Raw genomic sequence first — 22,881 nt, 5'->3', positions numbered from 1 at the left:
CGCGCGCCGGCGCTCCTATGATCGGGCGATGCCGATGCGCATCGCCCTGATCGTTTCCGTCGCCCTGGGCCTGCTGCTGGCGGCCTGCACCACCCCGGCCACCGCCAAGAAGCCGCCGCCCGCCCCCGCCTACGACACCCGCCCCGAGGTGCGTGCATTCGCCGATGAGATGGCCGCCCGCCACGGCTGGGATGCGCGCTGGGTGCTGCTGCAGCTGCGCGGCGCGAAGTTGCAGCCCATGGCGCAGCGGCTGATGATGCCAGCGCCGCCCGGCCAGCCGAAGAACTGGGCTGCCTACCGCGACCGCTTCGTCGAGCCCCAGCGCATCGCTGCCGGCGCGGCCTTCTGGCAGGCCCACGCCGAGGCGCTGGCGCGCGCCGAGGCGCGCTACGGCGTGCCGGCCGAGGTGATTGTCGGCATCGTCGGCGTGGAGACCTTCTACGGCCGCGTGATGGGCCGCTACCGCGCGCTGGACGTGCTGGCCACGCTGGCCTTCGACTTTCCCACCGGCCGCAGCGACCGCAGCGCCTACTTCCGCGACGAGCTGGAGCAGCTGCTGCTGCTGGCCCGGCACGAGGACGTCGGCCCGGCTTCGCTGACCGGCAGCTTCGCCGGCGCCATCGGCCTGCCGCAGTTCATGCCCGGCAGCATCAACCGCTACGCGGTGGACTTCGATGGCGACGGCCACATCGACCTCACGGCCAGCGCCGAAGACGCGATCGGCAGCATCGCCCACTTCCTGGCCCAGCATGGCTGGCGGTCGGGCATGCCGGCGACCTTCGACGTGACACCGCCGGACGACGCGGCGCAGCGCGCGAAGCTGCTGGCGCCCGACATCGTGCCCAGCTTCGATGCCGCCGCGTTCACCGCCGCCGGCGCCGTGCTGTCGCCCGCGGGCCAGGCGCACGACGGCCTGATGGCGCTTGTCAGCGTGGACAACGGCGGCGCGCCGCCGAGCTTCGTCGCCGGCACGGTGAACTTCTTCGTGCTGACGCGCTACAACCGCTCGAGCTACTACGCGCGGGCCGTGCTGGACCTGGGCGCAGCCGTCAAGGCCGCACGCTAGCGTGGCCGCCGGTCAGGCGCCGGCCTGGAGCTTCTTCCAGGCGATGAAGCCGCCGGCCACCGACAGCGCCTTCGGGTAGCCCAGCGAGCGCAGCATGTCGGCCAGGTACAGGCTGCGCCGGCCGCTGTTGCAGGTCAGCAGCAGCAGGTGGTCGTGCGCGTGATGCAGGCGGTTGATCGTGGTCAGCAGCCCCTTGATGTCGATGTCGCTGGGCTTGCCGGTGTCCAGGATCTCCTGCTCGTCCTCGGTCAGCTTGTCGCCCAGCAGGCGCTTGACCTCGAACATCGGGATGTGCACCGCCTCGGGGATGGCGCCCTTCATCTGGATCTCGAAGCCCTGGCGGATGTCCACCAGCGTGCCCAGGCGCAGCCGCGCGATCTCCAGCGCGCTGGGCAGCGAGATCTCCAGCAGCGCACGCTGCTCGGGGCTGAACTGGTCGACGTCGAAGCTGTCCATGGCGCCGGATTGTGGCTCACCGCGAGCCGGCGGACGCGAGCACGCGGCACAGCCATGCGCGCGTGTCGGCCGGGTCGATGACGTCGTCGATCTCCAGGTGCGCCGCCATGTTCAGCGCGTCGCCGCGCGCCACCGCCTCGTCCAGCAGGCGCTGGTAGAGCGCCTCGCGGGCTGCGTCGCCGCCGCTGGCCTGGGCGGCGTCCAGTTCCTTGCGGAAGCCCAGGCGCACACCGCCTTCCAGGCCCATGGGGCCGAACTCGCCGCTGGGCCAGGCGCAGGTGGCCACCGGGGCGTGGAAGTGCCCGCCCGTGAGCGCCATCGCCCCGAGGCCGAAGCCCCGCCGCAGCACGACGCTGGCCATCGGCACGCGCAGCGCCGCCGCGGTGGTGAAGACCTCGCCGGCGTGGCGCAGCATGCCGGTGGCCTCCGAGGCCGGGCCGACCATGAAGCCCGGCGTGTCCACCAGGGTCACCAGGGGCAGGCCACGGCGGTCGGCCAGCGCCATCAGCGCCACCCACTTGCGGCAGGCGGCGGCGTCCAGCGCGCCGGCGCCATGCTGCACCTGGCTGGCCGCCACGGCCACCGGCCGGCCGTCCAGCCGCGCCAGCGCCGTGACGAGTGCGCGCCCGTCCTCGGCCCGCAGTTCCACCAGGGTCCCGGCATCGAACACGGTGCGCAGCACGGTATGGATGTCGTAGGCCGCGTTGCGACGCTCGGGCACGAGCGCACGCAGCGCGTCGGCCGGGCCGCCGGCCGGGGCGGCCGGTGCCGGCGTGCCGGTGAGCAGGCCCAGCAGCGTTCGCGCCATGGCGGTGGCCGCGGCCTCGTCGGGCAGCACGAGGTCCACCGCACCCGCGGCGGCGAGCACCGCCACCGGGCCCACGTCCTGCGGCGCCACCCGGCCCAGGCCCCCGCCTTCGATCATCGCCGGCCCTCCCATGCCGATGCTGCTGCCCTCGGTGGCCAGCACCAGGTCACAGCAGCCCAGCAGCGCAGCGTTGCCGGCAAAGCAGTAGCCCGCGGCGATGCCGATCGTCGGGACCACGCCGCGCAACGCCGCAAACTGCGCGAAGGTGGTGCAGTCCAGCCCGGCCACGCCCAGCCAGTCGACGTCACCCGGCCTGCCGCCACCGCCCTCGGCCAACAGCACCACCGGCCAGCGGTGCCGGCGGGCCAGCGCCAGCAGGCGGTCGGCCTTGCGGTGGTTGAACACGCCCTGGGTGCCGGCCAGCACGGTGTAGTCGTAGGCCAGCACTGTCACCGGCCGGCCGGCCACCGTGCCCGTACCGGCCACCAGGCCGTCGGCCGGGGTCTGGCGCTGCAGCTCGGCCTCGGCGCGCCGGCTGCGCTGCGCGGCGACGGCAAAGCCGCCGTACTCGGTGAAGCTGCCGTCGTCCAGCAGGGCGGCGACGTTCTCACGCGCGGTGCGTCGCCCGGCGCCATGCCGGCGCGCCACGGCGTCGGGTCGGGCGGCGTCGTCCAGCAGCGCGCGACGTGCCCGCCATCGCGCCAGGCCGGGGTGGGCTGGCGGCTGGGGCACCGGCGCGGCCAGTCCCGCCGGGTCGGCCTGCGCGGCCGCTGCGGGTGACCAGGTGCCGAGCGGCTCGCCTTCGGACACCGCGTCGCCGACCTGCACCGTCCAGGTCCGGACCCGGCCCGGCCCGGGAGCCGGCACCGGCACCTCCATCTTCATCGACTCCAGCACCAGCAGGGTCTGACCAGGCCCGACCGCCTGGCTCGGGGCGACGATCATCTGCACGACGGCACCGGCCACCGGGCTGAGCAGCGGGATGAGCGCCTCGCGGCCAGGCTCACTGTCGGTCTCGGGCGGGTTCATCGGCTGCAGGTGCGTGGTACGGAGGCGACGATTGTGAGGGTGCCTTCACCGTGCCCCATACTGCGGTCATCGTGCCCGCGACGTCGCCCTCATCGCCTGCCGAGCCCACGCCCGAGGCGGCGGCCTGGCTCGACGCACTGCCCTTGGCGGTGGTGGTGCTCGACGGCCAGCCGGCGGTGACCTGGGCCAACGCCACCGCCCGATCCTGGCTCGGCGCGCTGGGCGAGCTTGGTGCGGCCTGGCCGGGACACCTGCTGCCCGCGACCGATGCCGACGCGCCCGTGGCGCTGGATGCGCGACGATGGGTGCGCGTGCGCGCCGCCGAAGGTGGCGGCCCCGGGCGGCGCCTGGTGCTCGAGGACGCCACGGCGGAAGTGCAAGCGCGGCAGGCGCGGACCCACGACGCGGTGGCGCTGGACCTGATCCGCCACGTCGGCCGCATCGGCATCTGGTCGCGCGACACGAGCAGCCAACGTGGGGCGTGGGACCCGCAGGTATTCGGCTTCTGGGGCGTCCCCCAGTCGGCCGGCGCGCTGGACCTGGGCGAGGCCACAGCCCGCATCGTCGACGAGGACCGGGCCGGGCTGGTGCAGCGCTACGAGTCGTCGAATGCACAGCCCGGCATGCACGACCACCGCTATCGCGTGCGCCGGCCGGATGGCAGCCTGGCGCACCTGCATTCGTACTGGCACGTACCCAAGAGCCCCGAGGACGGCCAGATCACCGGCATCATCGTCGACGACACCGACGCGGTGGCGCTGGCCCGCGAAAACGCCGAGGCACGGTCGCAGATCACCCTGGCGGCCGACCTGGCCGGCCTGATCCTCGTCCGCCATGACCTTCGGCAAGGCCGCTACCACTTCAACCCTGCCGGCCTGCACTTCCTGGGTCTGCCGGCACACCCGGACGGCATCCCGGCCGAGCAGGTGGCGGCGCACATGCACCCGGAGGACCTTGCCGTGGCGCGCGAGGCCAGCGACCGCGTGCTGCAGACGGGGCAACCGGTGGACGTCGAACTTCGCGTGGCCGACGCCCAGGGCCGCTACCGGCAACTGCTGATGCGCGGCGTGGCCGAACTGGGCGATGGCGACCAGCCGGTGGCCATCCTGTCGGTGGCGCTGGACATCACGGCACAGCGGGCGCAGGACGCCCGTGCGCGCGGCCTGCGGGCGCGCTTCGACCTTGCCGCCCGCACCGCGGGCATCGGCTACTGGGCACGCGAAGGCCACGCCGAGCGGGCGTTCTGGAGCGACCAGATGCGCGCCCTGCACGGCCTGGGCGCGGAAGACGAGGTGCCCACGCTGAAGGAATGGCGCGAGACCTTCGTGCACCCGGACGAGCGGGCGACGATCCGCCAGCGCTTCCACGACTGGCTGAGCGGCCGCACGCCCAACGTGCAGTCCGAACTGCGCATCGTCCGGCGCGACGGGCAGGTGCGGCACCTGCTGACGCACTCGATGCTGGAAGCGGACACCGAGCCGCCGACGATGTTCGGCATCGCGATCGACGTCACCGACCGCCGCCAGGCCGACGAGGCCCTGCGCCATGCGCACGAACGCGCGGCGCTGGCGGCGCGGGGCGCGGGCATCGGCACCTGGGAGCTCGACCTGCGCACCGGCCAGGCGCAGTGGGACGTACAGATGTGGCGGCTGCGGGGGCGCGATCCGCGCCCGGGTGTGCCCGACGCCCAGGAGATGCTGGACATCGTTCACCCGGACGACCGGGCGTCGACACGCCGCCAGATTGCCGCTGCCAGTGCGCCCGGGACCATCATCGAGCACGCCTTCCGGGTCGTCTGGCCCGACGGCAGCGTGCACTGGCTGGCCTCTCGGTCGTCCACGGTCGAGGACGGCACGGGTGCCCCGGCACGCCGCATCGGCGTCAACTGGGATGTCACCGCCGACCGTCGCGCCGAGGCCGAACGGCGCGATCGCGAGGCCGCCGAACAGGCCAATGCCGAGAAGAGCCGCTTCCTGGCCCGCATGAGCCACGAGTTGCGCACGCCGCTGAACGCGGTGCTCGGCTTCACGCAACTGCTGCTGGCACGGGGCCCCGACGCCACCGCGCGCGAATGGCTGCAGCACGTGGAGGCGGCGGGCCAGCACCTGCTGTCGCTCATCAACGATGTGCTCGACCTCGCGGGCCTGGAGGCCGGCGACCTGCGCGTGGCGGTGGCCGACGTCGATCTGCGCGCGCTGCTGGCGGAGACACTGCCGCTGCTGGAGCCGCTGCGCGTGGAACACGGCGTCGCGATCGACTGCGACACGCCGCCGCTGCGCCTGTGGAGCGATGCCACACGCCTTCGGCAGGTGCTGATCAACCTGATCGGCAATGCGATCAAGTACAACCGGCCGCAGGGCCGGGTGGTCGTGCGGGCCCATGCCGATGGCGGGCTGGCGGTGCTGACGGTGGCCGACACCGGGCGCGGCATGAGCGACGCCCAGTTGCGCCACCTCTACGAGCCCTTCAACCGCCTGGGCGTGGAGCGCGAGGGCATCAAGGGCACCGGCATCGGATTGACGATCGTCAAGGCGCTGGTTGGCCGCCTGGGCGGCAGCATCCAGGTGCACAGCACGCCGGGCGAAGGCACGACCTTCACGCTGCGGCTGCCGCTGTCGCTGGCAAGCGCAGCGCCCGCGATGACCGCGAACGAAGCGTCGGCGCCGCCAGGCGGGCCGGCCTGACTCAGACCGGCTCGCCCGCCTCCAGCAGGCCGCGCTTTTCCAGCAGCGGCCGGACCGACGGTCCGCGACCGCGGAAGGCGGCGTAGGCCGCGCCCGGTTCGACGCTGTTGCCGGCGGCATAGATGTGCTGCCGCAGCGCCGCCGCCACGCCCGGGTCGAACGGGCTGCCGGCCTCGACGAAGGCGTCGTAGCCGTCGGCGTCCAGCACCTCGGCCCACAGGTAGACGTAGTAGCCGGCCGCGTACCCCGAGCCGGAGAACAGGTGCTGGAAGTGCACCAGCCGGTGGTTGATGCCCACCGGCGGCGGGTGCCCTAGGCTGGCCAGCAACTCAGCCTCGAAGGCGCACAGGTCGGCCGGCGGTTCGGCCTCGGTGCGCGCGTGCACGGCCATGTCGACGATGGCGCTGCCGGTGTAGCGCACGGTCTCGTAGCCCTGGTTGAAGCGGCGCGCCGCCTGCAGGCGTTCGATCAGTTCGTCGGGGATGGGCTCGCCGGTCTGCCAGTGGCGCGCATGGCGCTTGAGCACCTCCGGCTCGGTGATCCAGTGCTCGAAGATCTGCGACGGCAGTTCGACGAAGTCGCGCAGCACCTGGGTGCCCGACAGGCGCTCGAAGTGCACGTTCGACAGCAGACCGTGCAGGCCATGCCCGAACTCGTGGAACAGCGTGCGTGCATCGTCGGCCGACAGCAGCGTCGGCTCCCCGGGCGAGCCCTTGGCAAAGTTGTTGTTGTTCAGGATCACCGGCAGCTCGGCCGCGCCGCCCACGCCATTTCGGCTCTGCCAGCGCAGGCTGCTCATCCAGGCGCCGCTGCGCTTGCTGGGCCGCGCGAAGTTGTCCTGCAGGAACACGCCGACGGCGCTGCCGTCGGCATTGCGCACCTCGTAGGCCTTCACGTCGGGGTGGTAGACCGGCAGGTCGGCCCGCTCGACGAACTGCAGGCCGAACAGGCGGCCGGCGCAGTCGAACGCGGCCTGCACCATGGCCGGCAGCGGGAAGTAGGGCTTGATCTCGGCGTCGTCGATCGCGTACCTGTCCTGGCGCACCTTCTCCGCCCAGTAGCGCCAGTCCCAGGCCTCGATGGCCTGGGCCGGGTCAACACCCGCCGCGTCCATGGCTTCGCGCAGCGCGGCGCGCTCGCGCTGCACCGCGGCCAGGGCGCGCGGCCAGACCTGGTCGAGCAGCTGCTGCACGTTGGTGCGCGTGCCCGCCATGGTGTCGGCCAGCGCGTAGTCGGCGTAGCTGGCGTGCCCGTGCAGACGAGCCTGCTCGCCGCGCAGGCGCAGGATGTCGCGCGCCGCCTCACGGTTGTCGTGCTCGCCGGCGTGTTCGCCGCGGCTGGTCCACGCGCGCCAGGCCTGCTCGCGCAGGTCACGCCGCTCGGAGAAGGTCAGGAACGGCACGATCAGCGAACGCGACAGCGTGATCACGGCCTGGCCCGCGAGACCGCGGTCCTCGGCCGCCTGGCGGGCAGCGGCCCGCACGAAGCCGGGCAGGCCGGCCATGTCAGACTCGTCGGCCAGCATCAGGTGCCAGCTCGACTCGTCGTGCAGCACGTTCTGCGCGAACCGCGTGGTCAGCGCGGCGAGTTGCTCCATCACGCTGGCGTAGCGGCCACGCGCCTCGCCCTGCAGGCGGGCACCGGCGCGCACGAAGTCCAGGTGCACGCGCTCGAGCAGCCGAAGCTGCTCCGGGGTCAGGCCCAGCGCGGCACGCTGTTCGTGCACCGCCTCGATGCGCGCGAACAGGCCGGCATCGAGGTAGATCGCGTTGTCATGCGCCGCCAGCGGCCCGGCCATGGCCCGCTGCACGGCCTGCAGCGCCGGGTTGGTGTGCGATGCGGTCAGGTTGTAGAAGACCGAGGCGATGCGCCCGAGCGCACGCCCGCTGCGGTCGAACGGCACCAGTGTGTTGTCGAAGTCGGGCGCGGCCGGATCGGCAACGATGGCCGCCAGTTCCTGCCGGTGCACGTCCATGGCGGCGCGGAAGGCCGGCTCGAAGTGCTCGGGCCGGATGGCAGCGAAGTCGGGCAACCCGAACGCTGACGTCCAGGGTTGCAGCAGCGGGTTGTCGGCGTGCGGGATCGTGGTCATCTCGGGGTGCCCGCGGTTCACTGGCCGTTGCGGATGGCGATCTCGTCGTCCTCGCGGTAGCGGCGGTTGCCGCACTCCGAGGCCCAGAGGTCACGCTCCTGGGTCAGGTCCTCGCCCATCTTGACGACCCGCTTGTTGCGCTCGTTCCAGGCCACCGTGCGGGCGTTGAGCGCATCGACCTTGCTGTTGACCTGCGAGGCACCGCCACTGGCGTCACCCAGCGCCGCGCGCTCGTCGGCCAGGTCCTTCTCTTCCTTCTCCATGCTGCGCTTCTCGCTCAGCAGGCGGCGGCGCTCACGCTCGGCCATCGGGCCGCTGCGGTTGGCCTTCTCGAAGGCCTGCCAGTTCTCGTTCCATTCGCTGACCCGCTTGGACAGCGCCTCGGTGCGCGCGTTCAACTCGTTGATCTTGGACACGTCGGCCTTGACGCCGCCGGCCTCGGCATCCAGGGTCTGCTTGTTCTGCAGGATCTCGCCCTTCTCGCGCTCGAGGTCGGCCCGTTCCTGCTCGTAGTTCTGCACCATGGTGGCCAGCGTCGCCTGCTGCTTCAGGCAGGCCCGCAGTTCGTCGCGGGTCATGACGGGGCCGCTGCCGCCGCCGCCGCCCAGCGACTTCTGGGCGAGCGCCGGCAGGGGCGCGGCCAGCACCGCCATCAGCAGCAGGGCCGGGATCGATGCGGGGTGGGCGGTTCGTACGGTCATGACAGTGGGTCCTCTCGGGTGCGGCGCGCCGTCGCAGGCCCGGGCGCCAGATCGTTCGGGCAGGGGCCCGTGCGGCCCCGTGCCATGCGGCTGCCGGCTCGTGGCCGGCAAACCCTGCATCATGCCACCGGCCACCGGCACCTGCCGGCAGGCGCATGGACGCCCTCAACGCAGCCGGCCGGCCTGCGGACGACCGGGCCACCCGGACGACACCAGGCCTATGGCACAGTGCCACCCTCGCCTGCCCCCTGGCGCCGTTGCCGCCACGACCACCTTGGCCCTCAAGTCCACCATCTACAAGGCCACGCTGCAGATCGCAGACATGGACCGCGGCCTCTATGCCGACCACACGCTGACCCTGGCCCTGCACCCGTCGGAGACCGAGGAGCGCCTGATGGTGCGCCTGCTGGCCTTTGCGCTGAGCGTTCCCGAGGACGACCACGACGGCGCCCTGGTCTTCGCCCGCGGCCTGTCGGACACCGACGAGCCCGACGTCTGGCGCCATGCGCTGGACGGCACGCTGCGCCAGTGGATCGAGGTCGGCCAGCCCGACGAGCGCCGGCTGCTGCGCGCCTGCGGCCGGGCCGGGCAGGTGGGCATCTGGGCCTACGCCGCGTCCACCCTGATCTGGTGGCAGGGCCTGGCCACGCGGATGGCGCGCCAGCGCAACCTGACCGTGTGGCAGCTGCCGGCCGCGCAGTCTCAGGCGCTGGGTGCGTTGGCGGAACGCTCGATGCAATTGCAGGTCAACGTGCAGGAAGGCCAGGTGCTCGTCGTGCACGGCGAGCGCATGGTCGAGCTCCACCCCCAGCGCCTGCATCCCGCCCCATGATCTTCCGACGACGCCTGCTGGCCGCCTCGCTGGCGGCCACCTGTCCTGCATTGCCCCTGACCGTATTCGCCACGATGAACGCCACTGCCGACCAAGACCCCTACCTCTGGCTGGAGGACGTGACCGGCGAGCGCGCCCTGGCCTGGGTGCGCGAGCGCAACGCCGAGACCCGCAAGGTCCTGGAGGCCGAACCCGGCTTCGCTGCCAACCGCGACCGCATCCGTGCGATCCTCGATTCGAAGGAGAAGATCCCGGCGGTCAACCGCCGCGGTGACTGGCTGTACAACCTGTGGCAGGACGAGCGCCAACCGCGCGGCCTGTGGCGGCGCACCACGCTGGACGAGTTCCGCAAGTCCGAACCGGCCTGGGAGACGGTGCTCGACCTCGACGCCCTGGGCCGGGCCGAGGGCGAGAACTGGGTCTGGGCTGGCGCCACCGCCTTCGGGCCGGACTACCGGCGCGCGCTGGTGTCGCTGTCGCGCGGCGGTGCGGACGCCAGCGTGGTGCGCGAGTTCGACCTCGTCGACAAGCGCTTCGTCGACGGCGGCTTCGCGCTGCCGGAGGCCAAGAGCAGCGTCGACTGGCTCGACGCCGACACCGTCTACGTCGGCACCGACTTCGGGCCCGGCAGCATGACCGATGCCGGCTACCCGCGCATTGTCAAGCGCTGGCGCCGCGGCCAGCCGCTGGCCCAGGCCGAGACGGTGTTCGAGGGCGAGACGGCCGACGTAGGCGTGTGGATCAGCGTCGACCGCGAGCCGGGCTTCGAGCGCACCGTGCTCACGCGGGCGCTGGACTTCTACCGCTCGCTGCAGTTCCTCTGGCAGAGCGGGCGCTGGGTGCCGCTGGCCAAGCCGGAGGATGCCAGCGTGAGTTTCTGGCGCCGCCACGTGCTGGTGGAACTGCGCAGCGACTGGGCCACGGGCGGCCGCAGTTGGCCGCGCGGCAGCCTGATCGTGGGCGACGCGGAGGCCTTCGTCGCCGGGGGTGACGCCCGCTGGCAGGCCCTGTTCACGCCCACGGCCACGCGCTCGCTGGCCGGCTTCACCAGCACGGCCTCTCGCCTGGTGCTCAACGTGCTGGACAACGTGGCCAGCCGGCTCGAGACGTGGCAGCCGGGCGCGGCGGTGGCCGATGCCTGGACGCAGCGCGACCTGCCCGCGCCCCACCCCGGCACGCTGAGCGTGCAGGCGCTGCACGACCCGCTGCTGAAGGCCGACACGCTGGCCGAACATCTGCTGGTGAGCTACACCGACTTCCTCACGCCCGACTCGCTGATGCTGGCCGACGCCGCGGGCGGCGAGATGGCGACGCTGAAATCGCGGCCGCGCTACTTCGACGGCGAGGGCATGCGCGTGGAACAGCGCTTTGCCACCAGCCGCGACGGCACCCGCGTGCCGTACTTCGTGGTCTGGCCCAAGGGCGCCACCGCCAACGGTCGCAACCCGACGCTGCTCTATGGCTACGGCGGCTTCGAGGTGTCGATGCAGCCCTTCTACTCCGGCAGCATCGGCAGCAGCTGGCTGGCGCGCGGCGGCATCTTCGTGCTGGCCAACATCCGCGGCGGCGGCGAATTCGGTCCGGCCTGGCACCAGGCCGCGGTGAAGCGCCACAAGCAGAAGAGCTACGACGACTTCGCCGCCGTGGCCGAGGACCTGATCGCCGCGAAGATCACCAGCCCGACGCACCTGGGCATCGAGGGCGGCAGCAACGGCGGCCTGCTGGTGGGCGCGGTGATGGTGCAGCGCCCCGAGCTCTTCGGCGCCGTCGTCTGCCAGGTGCCACTGCTGGACATGCGGCGCTACCACCTGCTGCTGGCCGGCGCGTCGTGGATGGCCGAATACGGCAACCCCGACGATGCCGGCGACTGGGCCGTGCTGAAGACCTACAGCCCCTACCAGAACGTCAGGCCCGGGGTGAAGATGCCCGCCGTGCTGTTCATCACCAGCACCCGCGACGACCGCGTGCACCCGGGACATGCGCGGAAGATGGCTGCGCGCATGCGCGAGATGGGGTACGCGCCGATGTACTACGAGAACATCGAAGGCGGTCATGGCGGTGCCGCGGACAACGCGCAGCGGGCCGACATGGCGGCACTGGAATATGCCTTCCTGTGGCGCACCCTCGGGCGGGATGCGTGAGGCGGCTCGCGACCCAAAGCAGCCTTCGGCTGCTTTGGGTCCGGGGACCCGATTTCCGTGGGCTCCCCCGAGCCCCCTCCAGGAAGGGGCTCCAGCATGTGCGACGGCTCCCCGCCAGCCCCCCTCCGGGAGGGGGACTCCAGCCAGATTGACGAGTCGACCTGCCGGCCGACCGCTTCGCTGTGTCCGGCCGCGGAGGGCGGGTCTGGCCTGGCGCGAGGTTAAGGAGGAGGCGAGCGCCCTGCGCGAGCCGGGGGACAGGAGCGCCAGGCCAGGCCCGCCCTCCGTGGCCCGAGCCAATGTCAATCGACAAACACCGAACATCCGCTCCGGGTCGTAAGCAGACAGACGGCCATGGTCCACTGGATCGATGACGCCCTTCCACTGCCCCGCCCGGGCACGGTGCCGGAGGACATCCCCGGCCTCGTCGCCGCCGGCGGCGCACTGACGCCGGCGCGGCTGGAGGAGGCCTACCGGCTCGGCCTGTTCCCCTGGTTCGGCCCCGGGCAGCCGGTGCTGTGGTGGAGCCCCGACCCGCGCATGGTGCTGCCGGTGGCCGAATTCAAGCTGCACCGCTCGCTGCGCAAGACCCTGCAGCGCTTCCTGGCCACGCCCGGCTGTGCCATCCGCTTCGACAGCGACTTCGCGCGCGTGATGCGCCACTGCGCCGCCACCCCGCGCGAGGGCCAGGACGGCACCTGGATCGTGCCCGACATGGTGCGCGCCTACGTGGCCTGGCATGCCGAAGGGCGGACCCACAGCGTGGAAACCTGGGTCGATGGCCAGCTCGTCGGCGGCCTGTACTTCGTCAGCATCGGCCGCATGGTGTTCGGCGAGTCGATGTTCTCCCACGCCACCGACGCATCCAAGCTGGCCCTGGCGGCGCTGGTGGCGGCCTGCCGCGCACGCGGCGTGGCCTGGGTGGACTGCCAGCAGCACACGGGCCATCTGGCGTCGATGGGCGCGCACGAAGTCCCGCGGACCGACTTCCAGGCCCACCTGGCCCACGCCCTGGGGGCGCCGGACATCGGGGACTGGACCTATGATCCGGCGCACTGGGCGCAGCTCGATGCGCGCCTGGTGCAAGACCCCCCGACGCCTCCGTGACGCACCCCCAGGAGCTTCCGCTCTCGTCGCTGCAGTTCTATGCGACGGCCCCCTACCCCTGCAGCTACCTGCCGGGCCGGCTGGCGCGTTCGCAGGTGGCCACGCCCAGCCACCTGATCCACGCCGACGCCTATTCCGGCCTCGTGGCCAACGGCTTCCGGCGCAGCGGGATGTTCACCTACCGGCCCTACTGCGACGGCTGCCGCGCCTGTGTGCCCATGCGCGTGCCGGTGGCGGGCTTCCAGCCCACACGCAGCCAGCGCCGCGCCTGGAAGCAGCACGCCGACCTGAAGGCCCGCGTGCTGCGCCTGTGCTTCTCGCCGGAGCACTACCAGCTCTACCTGCGCTACCAGAGCGGCCGCCATGCCGGCGGCGGCATGGACCACGACAGCGTGGACCAGTACACCCAGTTCCTGCTGCAGAGCCGCGTCAATTCGCGCCTGGTGGAGTTCCGTACGCCCACCGCCGACGGCAGTGCCGGCACGCTGAAGATGGTGTCCATCGTGGACGTGCTGGCCGACGGCATCTCCGCCGTCTACACCTACTACGAGCCCGAGCCCGGCACCAGCTACGGCACCTACGGCGTGCTGTGGCAGCTGGAACAGGTGCGTCAGCTTGGCCTGCCGCACCTGTACCTGGGCTACTGGATCGCCGAGAGCCCGAAGATGGCCTACAAGGCGCAGTTCCGGCCACACCAGCTGCTGCGCGACGGGCGCTGGCAGGACGCCGAAGAAGTGGCGACGGCCACGCGTTCAGGCCGCGCGCCAGACGCCGTCTGATTCGCTGGCGCGGCCCTCGGCCTGCAGCTTCAGCAGGTGGGCCAGCAGCGAGCGCGCCGCCACCCCGTGCAGCGGCACCGGCGTGTCGTCGTAGGCCGCCGGCACCAGCGCCGGCACCGTGGCCGGGCCGTGCTGCTGCAGCGACGCCAGCACCTTGGCCTCGCGCTTGAGCCGGTGCGCCACCAGCGCGCGGATCACCGCGTGCGGCTCGGCCACCAGGAAGCCGTGGCCCGGCGCCAGCCAGTCCAGGTCCATGTGCAGCAGGCGCTCCAGCTGCGCCAGGTAGGCCTGCATGTCACCGTCGGGCGGGTTGATCACCACCGTGCTGCCCTGCATCAGGTGGTCGCCGGTGAAGAGCAGCTTCTCCTCGGCCAGCCGCCAGCAGACGTGGTTGGACGCATGGCCCGGGGTCTGCAAGGCCTGCAGCGTGGTGCCGGCGCCCAGCTGCAGCACGTCGCCTTCGACCGGTTCTTCGTCCGGCGTGAAGGCTGCATCCTGCCCCGGGTGCGGTGGCGCCCGGCGGCCGATCACCCGGGCGCCGGTGGCCTGCGCCAGCGCCGCGGCGCCGGGCGAGTGGTCGACGTGCGTGTGCGTGGTCAGCACGTGCGTGATGCGCCGCGGGGCCGCGGCCAGGATGGCCTCGCGGTGCGCCGGCAGATCGGGCCCGGGGTCGATCACGGCCAGCGGCGCGCCGGGGTCGTCGTCGCCGACCAGGTAGGTGTTGGTGCCCGGGCCGGTCATCGTGCCGGCGTTCGGCGCCGTCAGGCGCAGGATGCGGGGCGACAGGCGCACCGGCTCGCCGGGCACGATCTCGGCCAGCGCCTGGTGGTGGCCTTCGGGGTCCAGCCGGCCCAGTTCGGCCCAGCCCGGCTCCCAGGGCAGCACGATGCGCGGGCCCTTGCGCGTGCGGCCGCGGCGCGGCATGGTCACGCGGATGTCGCGCCGCGCACCGGCGTCGGCATGGGCCGCGGCGGCATCGGGGTGGGCCTGCAGTTCCTGCAGCGTGCAGCGCGTCACCGGCAGCAGCACGTAGCCGCTGTCCCGGGCCAGCGCCGCGGCGGGGCGCGTCCACATCATCTCGACCGCCTCGGCGCGGTCCGCCTCCGGTGTCTGGCCGGCCGGCATCGGCACCGTGAAAAAGCGCGTGTCGAAGCGCTTGGGCACGCCCGGCGGTGTGAGCCAGTGGCTGAAGTAGTGCAGGTTGCGCAGGTCCAGCCGCAGGTCGAACGCGCGGCACAGCGCGCCGATGTCGTGCTCGCCCCGGTGCAGGTGCAGCCGCCACGGCGCCAGCGCCGGCCGCAGCGCCGCCCATTCGGCCGGCACCAGCGCGCTGCCGTCGGGCCGGCAGGCCAGCAGCACGCCCACCTCCTCGAAGCTCTCGCGCACCGCCGCCACCAGGTAGCCCAGGCCTCCTTCAGCGAGACCCAGTCGGGCACTTGCCTCGGCATCGGTGGGGCCCAGGCACCAGGCATACGCAGCGCGGTCGGCGGCCTCGAGCACGCCGCCGGGAAAGACGCAGGCGCCGCTGCGCAGGTCGCCGTCGCGCTCGGCTCGGCGCAGCATCAGCACCTCGACGCCGCCGCCCGATTCGGATGGCGCGTCGCGCAGCAGCATCAGCGACGCCGCCAGGCGCGCGTCGGCGGGGGTCTGGTGGGCGCTCATTTCAGCACCCCGGCGGTCTTCAGGGCCGCGATCTCGTCGGCAGCGAAGCCGGCCTCTCCCAGCACCTCGGCGCCCTGCTCGCCGACCGCGGGCGACGGGCGCGGCTGGCCCGGCACGCTGCGCGAGAACCGCGGCGCTGGACCGGGCTGCACGACGCCGTCGACGGTGACGTAGGCCCCGCGCGCCTGGGCATGCGGGTGCTGCGGCGCCTCGGCCAGGCTCAGCACTGGCGTCACGCAGGCGTCGCTGCCATCGAACAGCGATGCCCAGTGTTCACACGGCCGGCTGGCCAGGCGTGTGGCGATGACCTCGCGCAGTTCCGGCCAGGTGCGGCGGTCGTACTGCGTGGCGACGAAGCGGCGGTCCAGGCCGATGCCCTCGGCGAAGGCGGCGAAGAACTTGGGCTCCAGGGCCCCCACCGCGAGCCAGCGGTCGTCGGCACAGCGGTAGGTGGCGTAGAACGGTGCGCCGCCGTCGAGCAGGTTGGCGCCGCGCGTGTCGCCCCACTGGCCGGCGGCGCGCAGGCCGTGGAAGATCGACGCCAGCGAGGCCGCGCCGTCCACCATCGCGGCATCCACGACCTGGCCACGCCCGGAGTGCTGGCGCTCGTAGAGCGCTGCCGTCACGCCGAAGGCCAGGTACAGCGCACCCCCGCCATAGTCGCCCACCAGGTTCAGCGGCGGCACCGGGTCGCCGCCGGCCGGGCCGATGGCGTCGAGCACGCCGGTCAGCGCGATGTAGTTCAGGTCGTGGCCGGCCATCGGCGCCATCGGACCCGTCTGGCCGAAACCGGTCATGCGGCCGTACACCAGGCCCGGGTTGCGGGCGCTGCAGACCTCCGGGCCGAGGCCCAGCCGCTCGGCCACGCCGGGTCGGAAGCCCTCGATCAGCACGTCGGCGCGGTCGATCAGCCTAAGCGCCGTCTCGACGCCGGCGGGCTGCTTCAGGTCCAGCGCCACCGAGCGCCGCCCTCGCGCGTTGACGTCGAAGCGTGGCGCCATCGGCACGCCCAGACCGCTGGCTTCCAGGCGGTCGATGCGCACCACGTCGGCGCCCAGGTCGGCCAGCAGCATGCAGGCCATCGGGCCGGGGCCGATGCCGGCGAGTTCGATCACCCGCAGGCCGTGCAGGGGGCCGGGCCCCCGGGATGTGTCCGTCATCGTGGTGTGGTCTCCGCCGCGGAGTGTGCCAGCGTCGACACGCTGCGCCGGATGCGGGGATGCGCGACAATCGGTGCCGTGAAGCGCTGGCTCGTCACCGTGGTCTGGCTGTTGACGCTGGCCCTGCCGCTGCAGGGCTTGGCTGTGGCTGCGCCCATGATGAGCTTTGGCAGCATGCACGACGGCTCAGCGGCCCTGCACGATGGCTGGCCCGCTCCCTGCCACGGGTTCGAGGCCCCGGCGGTGGCAGACGACGCCACCGCGCACGCCGGCTGCAGCGAGTGCGCCGTCTGCCATGCCGGCGCCGCCCCCGTGCCGCCGGCGGCTGCGGCGCCGGGCGCAGCCCCGCAGGCCGAGGCCCCGCCCGCCTGGCGGGCGCCCATCCTCAGCGCCGTCGACCCCGACGGCCTCGACCGCCCCCCTCGACACGCCTTCGTCTGACCCGCCGTCCGGCGCCTGCCCCTGTGGACGGCGCCGTCCATCGAGTGTCTCGACGAGGTGCGCATGTCCTCCCGATTCCTGCGTGGCGCATGGGCCACGACCCTCTGCACGGCCGCTGCCGCGGCCTCGTTTGCCGCGGTGGCGGCCGAACCGCCGCCGCCGCGGCCCGACCCGACCCGGATCGACGCCGCGGTGCCGCCGCTGGCCCACCGCAGCGCGCTCCAGCGGTACCGCCCGCTGACCGACGAACCGCGCCGCGACTGGCGTGACGCCAATGCGGAGGTCGCCCGCATCGGCGGCTGGCGGGCCTACCTCCGCGAAGCCCATGCGCCTGAACCGGCGGCCTCTGCACCGGCCTCGCCCATGACGCCTGCAGCACCTGCGGCATCGACACGCGCCACACCGATGCCGCCCCACGGCCACGGACATCACGCCCCGGGAGGCCGGCGATGAGGTGGCCGAGATCCGCCCGCAGCGCCGCGCTGGCGGCGGCCGCACTGGTGCTGGCCGGCTGCGCCAGCGTCGACCCGGAGCGCCAGTTCACACCGGTGCAGCAGGCCGTGCGGCAACACACGGGCGCGGACCTGCGCTGGGCCCGCAGCGATGCCGAGCGTGCCGACATCGACCGCCGCGTGGCCGAACTGCTGAAGACGCCCCTCGACAGCGAAGCCGCCGTGCAGGTGGCGCTGCTGAACCACCGTGGGCTGCAGGCGCGCTTCGCCGCGCTGGGCATCGCCGAGGCCGAGATGGTGCAGGCCATGCGCCTGCCCAACCCGGGTTTCGCCTTCGGCCGGACACGCGCCGGCGACGAACGCGAGATCGAGCGCAGCCTGCACCTGCCGCTGCTGCGCTGGCTGCTCACGCCCTGGACCGGCGACCTGGCCCAGCGCCGGCTGGACCGCGAGCGCCATGCGCTGCTGCTGGCGGTGCTGGACCACGCGGCGATGACGCGCAAGGCCTGGGTCGAGGCCGTGGCGGCGCAGCAGTCGGTGCACTACATGGGCCAGGTCATGCAGGCCGCCGAGGCCGCGGCGGAACTGGCGCGGCGCATGCAGCAGGTGGGCAACTTCAGCGCCCTGCAGCGGGCGCGCGAGCAGGCTTTCTACGCCGACGCGGCGCTGAACGTCGCCCGTGCCGAGCAACAGCAGCGCGCCACCCGCGAGCGGCTGACGCGCCTGATGGGCCTGTGGGGCGCGCAGACCGCGTTCACCCTGCCCGACCGCCTGCCCGACCTGCCCGCAGACCTGCCCGAGCGCCCGCAGATCGAGCGCGAAGCGCTGGCCACGCGGCTGGACCTGCAGGCCGCGCAGATCGCCGTCGACGAGACGGCTCGCGCGCTGGGTCTGACGCGATCCACCCGTCTGATCAGCGTGGTCGAGCTGGGCCTGAGCCACAACAGCAGCAACGACGGTCCGACCCAGCGCGGCTGGGAGGTCGACCTGGAACTGCCCCTCTTCGACTGGGGTGACGCCAAGGCCGCGCGCGCGGAGGCGGTCTGGCGCCAGGCCATCGACCACGCGGCGCAGCTGGCCATCGACGCCCGCTCGCAGATCCGCGAGGCCGAGGGCCAGCGCCGCAGCGCCTGGCTCATCGCGCGCCACCACCGCGATGAGATCGTGCCGTTGCGCGCGCAGATCGCCGAGCAGAACGTGCTGCGCTACAACGGCATGCTCATTGGCGTCTTCGAGCTGCTGGCCGACGCGCGGGCGCAGATCGCCAGCGTGCACGACGCGATCCTGGCCGAACGCGACTTCTGGCTGGCCGACGCCGACCTGCGCATGGCCACGTTGGGCAGCCCCACGCCGTCGGCGATGGCCGGCCCGATGTCCCCGGCTGGCGGCGGTGACGCCGGCGGCCACTGAAAGGAATCCCTCCCATGATGAACCGACGACTGTTCATGGGCGGCGCCGCCGTGGCATCGGCCGCGGTGAGCAAGGTGGCGATGGCCGCCCTGCCCGAACCCGTGATCCAGACCAGTGCGGCGACCGCGCCGCCGCTGGTGCCCCCCAACGGCCGGCCCTACAACCCGGTGGTCACCCCCAACGGCTGGACCTGCCCCTGGCGCATGAAGGGCGGCGTCAAGGAGTTCCACCTCGTGGCCGAGCCGGTGGTGCGCGAGATGACACCCGGCGTCACCGCCCACCTCTGGGGCTACAACGGCCAGAGCCCGGGGCCGACCATCGAGGTGGTGGAGGGCGACCGCGTGCGCATCTTCGTCACCAACCGCCTGCCGGAGCACACCAGCATCCACTGGCACGGCCAGCGGCTGCCCAACGGCATGGACGGGGTCACCGGCCTCAACCAGCCAGGCATCCCCTCGGGCAAGACCTTCGTCTACGAGTTCGTGGCGCGCCGGCCCGGCACGTTCATGTACCACCCGCACGCCGACGAGATGACGCAGATGGCCATGGGCATGATGGGCTTCTGGGTCACGCACCCGAAGGCGAAGCATCCGCTGATCGAGAACGTCGACCGCGACTTCTGCGTGCTGCTCAATGCCTACGACATCGAGCCCGGCAGCGCGACGCCGAAGATCATGACGATGCTGGACTTCAACCTCTGGAGCTGGAACAGCCGCATCTTCCCTGGCATCGACAGCTTCAACGTGCGCCAGGGCGACCGCGTGCGCCTGCGCTTCGGCAACCTGACGATGACCAACCACCCGATCCACATCCATGGCCACGAGTTCGAGGTCACGGGCACCGACGGCGGTCCCACGCCCAAGGGCTCGCGCTGGCCGGAGGTGACGGTGGACATCGCCGTGGGCCAGATGCGGCAGATGGAGTTCATCGCCGACGAACCCGGCGACTGGGCCTTCCATTGCCACAAGAGCCACCACACGATGAACGCGATGGGCCACGGCGTGCCCACGATGATCGGCGTCGACCACCGCCAGGTGGTGCGCCAGATCACGAAGCTGATCCCCGACTACATGGTGATGGGCGAACGCGGCATGGCCGACATGGCCGAGATGGAAATGCCCCTGCCCGACAACACCGCGCCGATGATGACCGGCGAGGGCCCCTTCGGCTCGGTGGAGATGGGCGGCATGTTCTCGGTGCTCAAGGTGCGCCCCGACCAGAAGCCGGGCGACTACAGCGACCCGGGCTGGTTCAAGCACCCGCCAGGAACGGTGGCGCACGAGGTGGAGACGCCTGCCATGGCACCGGCGCGGGCCGAAGCTGCGTCACCTGCTGCCGTGGACGTGCGCGTGCGCAAGCCCGCCGGCGGCCACCACAACCATTGAACCCGGAGCCCGAGCCATGAGCAGTTTTCGAATGATCCTCGCGCTGGCCTGGGTGTGTGCCGGCGTCACCCACGCGCAGGCCCACGGCGAGAAGCACCACGCCGCGACCCAGGTGGTCAAGGAACAGAAGGACTGGGGCATCGCCGGCGACGCTCGACAGGCGCGGCGCACGGTCGTGGTCCGCATGGGGGACGACATGCGCTTCCAGCCGGGGCAACTGACCGTCAGGCGTGGCGACACGTTGCGCCTGCAGGTGCACAACGACGGCAAGGTGATGCACGAGGTCGTGATCGGCACGCCAGCCGAGAACGCGAAGCACGCCGAACTGATGGTCAAGTACCCGAACATGGAACACGACGAACCCTACATGGCGCATGTGCCGCCCGGCCAGATGCGAGAGATCGTGTGGACCTTCAACCGCCCGGGCACCTTCGAATTCGCCTGCCTGATCGCAGGGCACTACCAGGCCGGCATGAAGGGCCTGATCACCGTGGAGCCATGACATGAATGTTCTGAACCGCCGCAGCGCCATCGTCGCTGCCCTGGGCCTGCTCGGCACCGCCGGGCTGACCCGTGCCGCCGACAAGCCCACCGTCGAGGTCTGGAAATCGCCCACCTGCGGCTGCTGCAAGGACTGGGTGACGCACATGGAGTCGCATGGCTTCACCGTGCGCGTGCACGACACCGGCAACACCACCATGCGCCAGCGCCTGGGCCTGCCGCAGCACCTGGGGTCGTGCCACACGGCGCTGGTGGGCGGCTACGTGGTCGAGGGCCACGTGCCGGCCGAGGATGTCAAGCGCCTGCTGAAGGAGAAGCCCACGGCCCTGGGGCTGACGGTGCCCGGCATGCCCGTGGGTTCGCCCGGCATGGACGGCCCGGCCTACGGCGGCCGGCGCGACCCCTACGACGTGCTGCTGGTCAGCGGCCGCGGCGACGCTGCGGTGACCAAGGTCTGGCGCGCCGTGCGCTGACCGGCCGCCGTGGACCTGCTGGCGCACGCGCTCTGGGCCAGTGTGGCCAGTGAGTCGCTGCGCCGGCGCGGCCGGCTGGGGCCGCAGGGCGCCGGCGCCGTCGTGGCCCTGTCCGTGCTGCCCGACTTGGTTCAGGGCCTGCCGGTGCTGGCGTGGTCGCTGGCCGACGGCCAGTTTCCTGGCCTGCTCTGGCACTTCGCCACCGCCTCGCCGGCGGACGAACCGTTGCTGCCGGCCCTGGTGCACACGGTGTCGCACCACCTGCACTGCACCGGGCACAGTGCCGTCGTCGCCGGTGTCGTCACCGCCGCCGCGGTGGCCGCCCGCTGGCGGCATGCCTGGGTACTCGCCGGGTGGTGGCTGCACATCGTGATCGACGTCTTCACGCACTCGGCCGACTTCTACCCGGTGCCCGTGCTCTACCCGCTGACGATGCGGGGATTCGACGGGCTGGCGTGGAACACGCCGTGGTTCCAGGCCGCCAACTACGCGGCACTGGCGGTCGCCGGCCTCTGGCTCTGGCGCACCCGTGCGCGCCGGTGCAGCTCAGGGTCGTAGCGGCGGCAGCGCTGCGGTCGCCGGCCCGGTCGCATCGCCCCAGGGGCGCAGGCCCGCCGCCCACGCGCGGCCCCACAGCGCCGCCAGCATCGCACCCGGCACGCGCGCCTGCGGCAGCCACAGCCGGGCCTGGACGGCACCGTCCATGCCGTAGCGCTCGTAGGCAAACAGCCAGCCGGCCTCGTCAGGCACCCACCCGTCGGTCCAGCCGGGCACCGGTGCACCGGCGGCGACGGCGCGCACGCTCAGGCAGTCCGGTTGCTGGATGCTGATGGCCACGGACTCCACCAGCACCGCTCCCGGTGCCGCGTGGCGGCAGGGGTCGTCCACGTCCCAGACCGACACGCCCCAGGCGCGTGCAGTGGGCGCGGCCATCCACAACCGGCCGCGCAGCACGCCGTCCTGGCGCGCCTCGGCGCTCGCGGCACGCAGGCGGACCAGCTGTGTCCGCACCAACTGGAAGGTCGGCCCGCCCTGCAGCGCCGGCGGGTCGCCCACGGGCGTGGACTGCCAGTCCGCTGCGTCGAGGCGCATCGCATGCATGCCGACCGGCAACGCCAGCCCGCGCTGGGACGGCATGACCGCGGCGGCGCCGGACAGTGACTGGCGCAACGGGCCCGGCTCCGGCCGCCCCGGGACCAGGGCCTCCAGCACGTCGAGGATCGGCGCGACATTCCCGCCGCCGGGGCGCAGCGCCTCCGCCAGGGCCCATCCGAGCCCGACGTCGAAGCGCTGGGCGGCGGGCCGGTCGTCGGTGGTCTCGAACGATGCCTGCAGGTCCGCTGCCGCGCCATCCCACCGGCCCAGGAACAGCCGCGCCCGCCCGCGCAGAGCCAGCCAGCGCGCATCTCCAGGTGCCACCGCCAGCCGGCGATCGGCCAGCGATTCCAGGCCGCGCCAGTCGTGCCGGCGTTCGAGTTCGCGCGCCCGTTCGCGGTCCGAACGCGTCCATTCATGGGCGAGGGGGAGCAGCAGCAACAGCGGCGCCACCAACACGCCGGCCGGCGGCGGTACCGCGAACGGCAGCTGCGCCCGGGCGGGCAGCGCCAGCGCGGCAACGATCAGGCCACAGCCGAGCAGGCCAAGCCAGGACGGGACTGCACGGCGCTGGTAGCAGGACATGGCCCATGTTCGGGCCATGGCG

The 22,881-nt window shown here is 72.7% G+C and carries 20 protein-coding genes; 13 read left to right on the top strand and 7 right to left on the bottom strand.

All coding sequences use genetic code 11. The annotated features are described in order from the left end of the window. Positions 1 to 28: 28 nt before the first annotated feature. Complete coding sequence (gene mltB, locus ENE75_RS14935) at positions 29 to 1,066, top strand: lytic murein transglycosylase B (RefSeq protein ID WP_128199100.1); 1,038 nt, start codon at positions 29 to 31, stop codon at positions 1,064 to 1,066. A 12-nt stretch (positions 1,067 to 1,078) separates the two neighbouring features. Here mltB and ENE75_RS14930 read toward each other — a convergent pair whose 3' ends face one another. Both ENE75_RS14930 and ENE75_RS14925 read right to left on the bottom strand, forming a co-directional pair. After that, positions 1,079 to 1,522, bottom strand: coding sequence for a rhodanese-like domain-containing protein (locus ENE75_RS14930; RefSeq protein ID WP_128199099.1), 444 nt, complete (start codon positions 1,520 to 1,522; stop codon positions 1,079 to 1,081). Positions 1,523 to 1,538: 16 nt separating this feature from the next. Next, the gene (locus ENE75_RS14925; protein ID WP_128199098.1) at positions 1,539 to 3,359 is read right to left on the bottom strand and encodes a carboxyl transferase domain-containing protein; all 1,821 of its coding nucleotides are present in this window, start codon (positions 3,357 to 3,359) and stop codon (positions 1,539 to 1,541) included. Positions 3,360 to 3,409: 50 nt separating this feature from the next. Here ENE75_RS14925 and ENE75_RS14920 point away from each other — a divergent pair, with 50 nt between their 5' ends. Next, positions 3,410 to 6,043: a PAS domain-containing sensor histidine kinase gene (locus ENE75_RS14920; RefSeq protein ID WP_158288961.1), complete on the top strand. Its 2,634-nt coding sequence runs from the start codon at positions 3,410 to 3,412 to the stop codon at positions 6,041 to 6,043. 1 nt (position 6,044) lies between these two features. Here ENE75_RS14920 and ENE75_RS14915 read toward each other — a convergent pair whose 3' ends face one another. After that, positions 6,045 to 8,135: a M3 family metallopeptidase gene (locus ENE75_RS14915; protein ID WP_128199096.1), complete on the bottom strand. Its 2,091-nt coding sequence runs from the start codon at positions 8,133 to 8,135 to the stop codon at positions 6,045 to 6,047. Positions 8,136 to 8,152: 17 nt separating this feature from the next. Next, the gene (locus ENE75_RS14910) at positions 8,153 to 8,836 is read right to left on the bottom strand and encodes a hypothetical protein (protein ID WP_128199095.1); all 684 of its coding nucleotides are present in this window, start codon (positions 8,834 to 8,836) and stop codon (positions 8,153 to 8,155) included. Between the two features lie 274 nt (positions 8,837 to 9,110). On the opposite strand from ENE75_RS14910, the gene ENE75_RS14905 reads away from it, so the two are divergent. The 4 genes from ENE75_RS14905 (at position 9,111) to ENE75_RS14890 (ending at position 13,695) form a co-directional block, all read left to right on the top strand. Further along, positions 9,111 to 9,668, top strand: a complete 558-nt coding sequence (locus ENE75_RS14905) for a YaeQ family protein (protein WP_128199094.1) — start codon at positions 9,111 to 9,113, stop codon at positions 9,666 to 9,668. Next, complete coding sequence (locus ENE75_RS14900) at positions 9,665 to 11,809, top strand: prolyl oligopeptidase family serine peptidase (protein ID WP_310733635.1); 2,145 nt, start codon at positions 9,665 to 9,667, stop codon at positions 11,807 to 11,809. Before ENE75_RS14905 ends, ENE75_RS14900 begins: the two co-directional genes overlap by 4 nt. A gap of 354 nt (positions 11,810 to 12,163) precedes the next feature. Further along, a complete protein-coding gene (gene aat, locus ENE75_RS14895; protein ID WP_128199093.1) occupies positions 12,164 to 12,916 on the top strand; it encodes a leucyl/phenylalanyl-tRNA--protein transferase in 753 nt (250 codons plus the stop codon). Then, positions 12,913 to 13,695, top strand: coding sequence for an arginyltransferase (locus tag ENE75_RS14890; protein WP_128199092.1), 783 nt, complete (start codon positions 12,913 to 12,915; stop codon positions 13,693 to 13,695). Before aat ends, ENE75_RS14890 begins: the two co-directional genes overlap by 4 nt. Here the strand turns inward: ENE75_RS14890 and ENE75_RS14885 are convergent. Both ENE75_RS14885 and ENE75_RS14880 read right to left on the bottom strand, forming a co-directional pair. Further along, positions 13,669 to 15,357, bottom strand: a complete 1,689-nt coding sequence (locus tag ENE75_RS14885; RefSeq protein WP_128199091.1) for an MBL fold metallo-hydrolase — start codon at positions 15,355 to 15,357, stop codon at positions 13,669 to 13,671. The genes ENE75_RS14890 and ENE75_RS14885 overlap by 27 nt on opposite strands. Further along, positions 15,354 to 16,517 carry a CaiB/BaiF CoA transferase family protein gene (locus ENE75_RS14880; protein WP_128199090.1) on the bottom strand — a complete coding sequence of 388 codons (1,164 nt, stop codon included), beginning with the start codon at positions 16,515 to 16,517 and terminating at the stop codon, positions 15,354 to 15,356. The genes ENE75_RS14885 and ENE75_RS14880 overlap by 4 nt, the downstream gene beginning before the upstream one ends. Before the next feature lie 78 nt (positions 16,518 to 16,595). On the opposite strand from ENE75_RS14880, the gene ENE75_RS14875 reads away from it, so the two are divergent. From ENE75_RS14875 to ENE75_RS14845, 7 genes are all read left to right on the top strand, one after another. Next, entirely contained in the window at positions 16,596 to 16,958 is a 363-nt protein-coding gene (locus ENE75_RS14875; protein WP_128199089.1) for a hypothetical protein, read from the top strand. 63 nt (positions 16,959 to 17,021) lie between these two features. After that, on the top strand, positions 17,022 to 17,411 hold the full coding sequence (locus tag ENE75_RS14870; protein WP_128199088.1) for a hypothetical protein: 390 nt from the start codon (positions 17,022 to 17,024) through the stop codon (positions 17,409 to 17,411). Beyond that, positions 17,408 to 18,820, top strand: a complete 1,413-nt coding sequence (locus ENE75_RS14865) for a TolC family protein (protein ID WP_128199087.1) — start codon at positions 17,408 to 17,410, stop codon at positions 18,818 to 18,820. The genes ENE75_RS14870 and ENE75_RS14865 overlap by 4 nt, the downstream gene beginning before the upstream one ends. Before the next feature lie 14 nt (positions 18,821 to 18,834). Beyond that, positions 18,835 to 20,205 (top strand): multicopper oxidase family protein, encoded by a 1,371-nt coding sequence (locus tag ENE75_RS14860; protein WP_128199086.1) that lies wholly within the window; start codon positions 18,835 to 18,837, stop codon positions 20,203 to 20,205. Positions 20,206 to 20,221: 16 nt separating this feature from the next. After that, the gene (locus tag ENE75_RS14855; RefSeq protein ID WP_128199085.1) at positions 20,222 to 20,707 is read left to right on the top strand and encodes a cupredoxin domain-containing protein; all 486 of its coding nucleotides are present in this window, start codon (positions 20,222 to 20,224) and stop codon (positions 20,705 to 20,707) included. 1 nt (position 20,708) lies between these two features. Continuing rightward, positions 20,709 to 21,179 carry a DUF411 domain-containing protein gene (locus tag ENE75_RS14850; RefSeq protein WP_128199084.1) on the top strand — a complete coding sequence of 157 codons (471 nt, stop codon included), beginning with the start codon at positions 20,709 to 20,711 and terminating at the stop codon, positions 21,177 to 21,179. A 9-nt stretch (positions 21,180 to 21,188) separates the two neighbouring features. Continuing rightward, complete coding sequence (locus tag ENE75_RS14845) at positions 21,189 to 21,737, top strand: hypothetical protein (RefSeq protein ID WP_199232308.1); 549 nt, start codon at positions 21,189 to 21,191, stop codon at positions 21,735 to 21,737. Here ENE75_RS14845 and ENE75_RS14840 read toward each other — a convergent pair. Beyond that, entirely contained in the window at positions 21,726 to 22,877 is a 1,152-nt protein-coding gene (locus tag ENE75_RS14840; RefSeq protein WP_128199083.1) for a tetratricopeptide repeat protein, read from the bottom strand. The genes ENE75_RS14845 and ENE75_RS14840 overlap by 12 nt on opposite strands. Positions 22,878 to 22,881: the final 4 nt, after the last annotated feature.

The organism is Rubrivivax albus, assembly GCF_004016515.1.
GTDB classification, from domain to species: domain Bacteria; phylum Pseudomonadota; class Gammaproteobacteria; order Burkholderiales; family Burkholderiaceae_C; genus Rubrivivax; species Rubrivivax albus.
The sequence above is the reverse complement of the archived record's forward strand: the minus strand, read 5'-3'. Positions and strand labels throughout refer to the sequence as shown.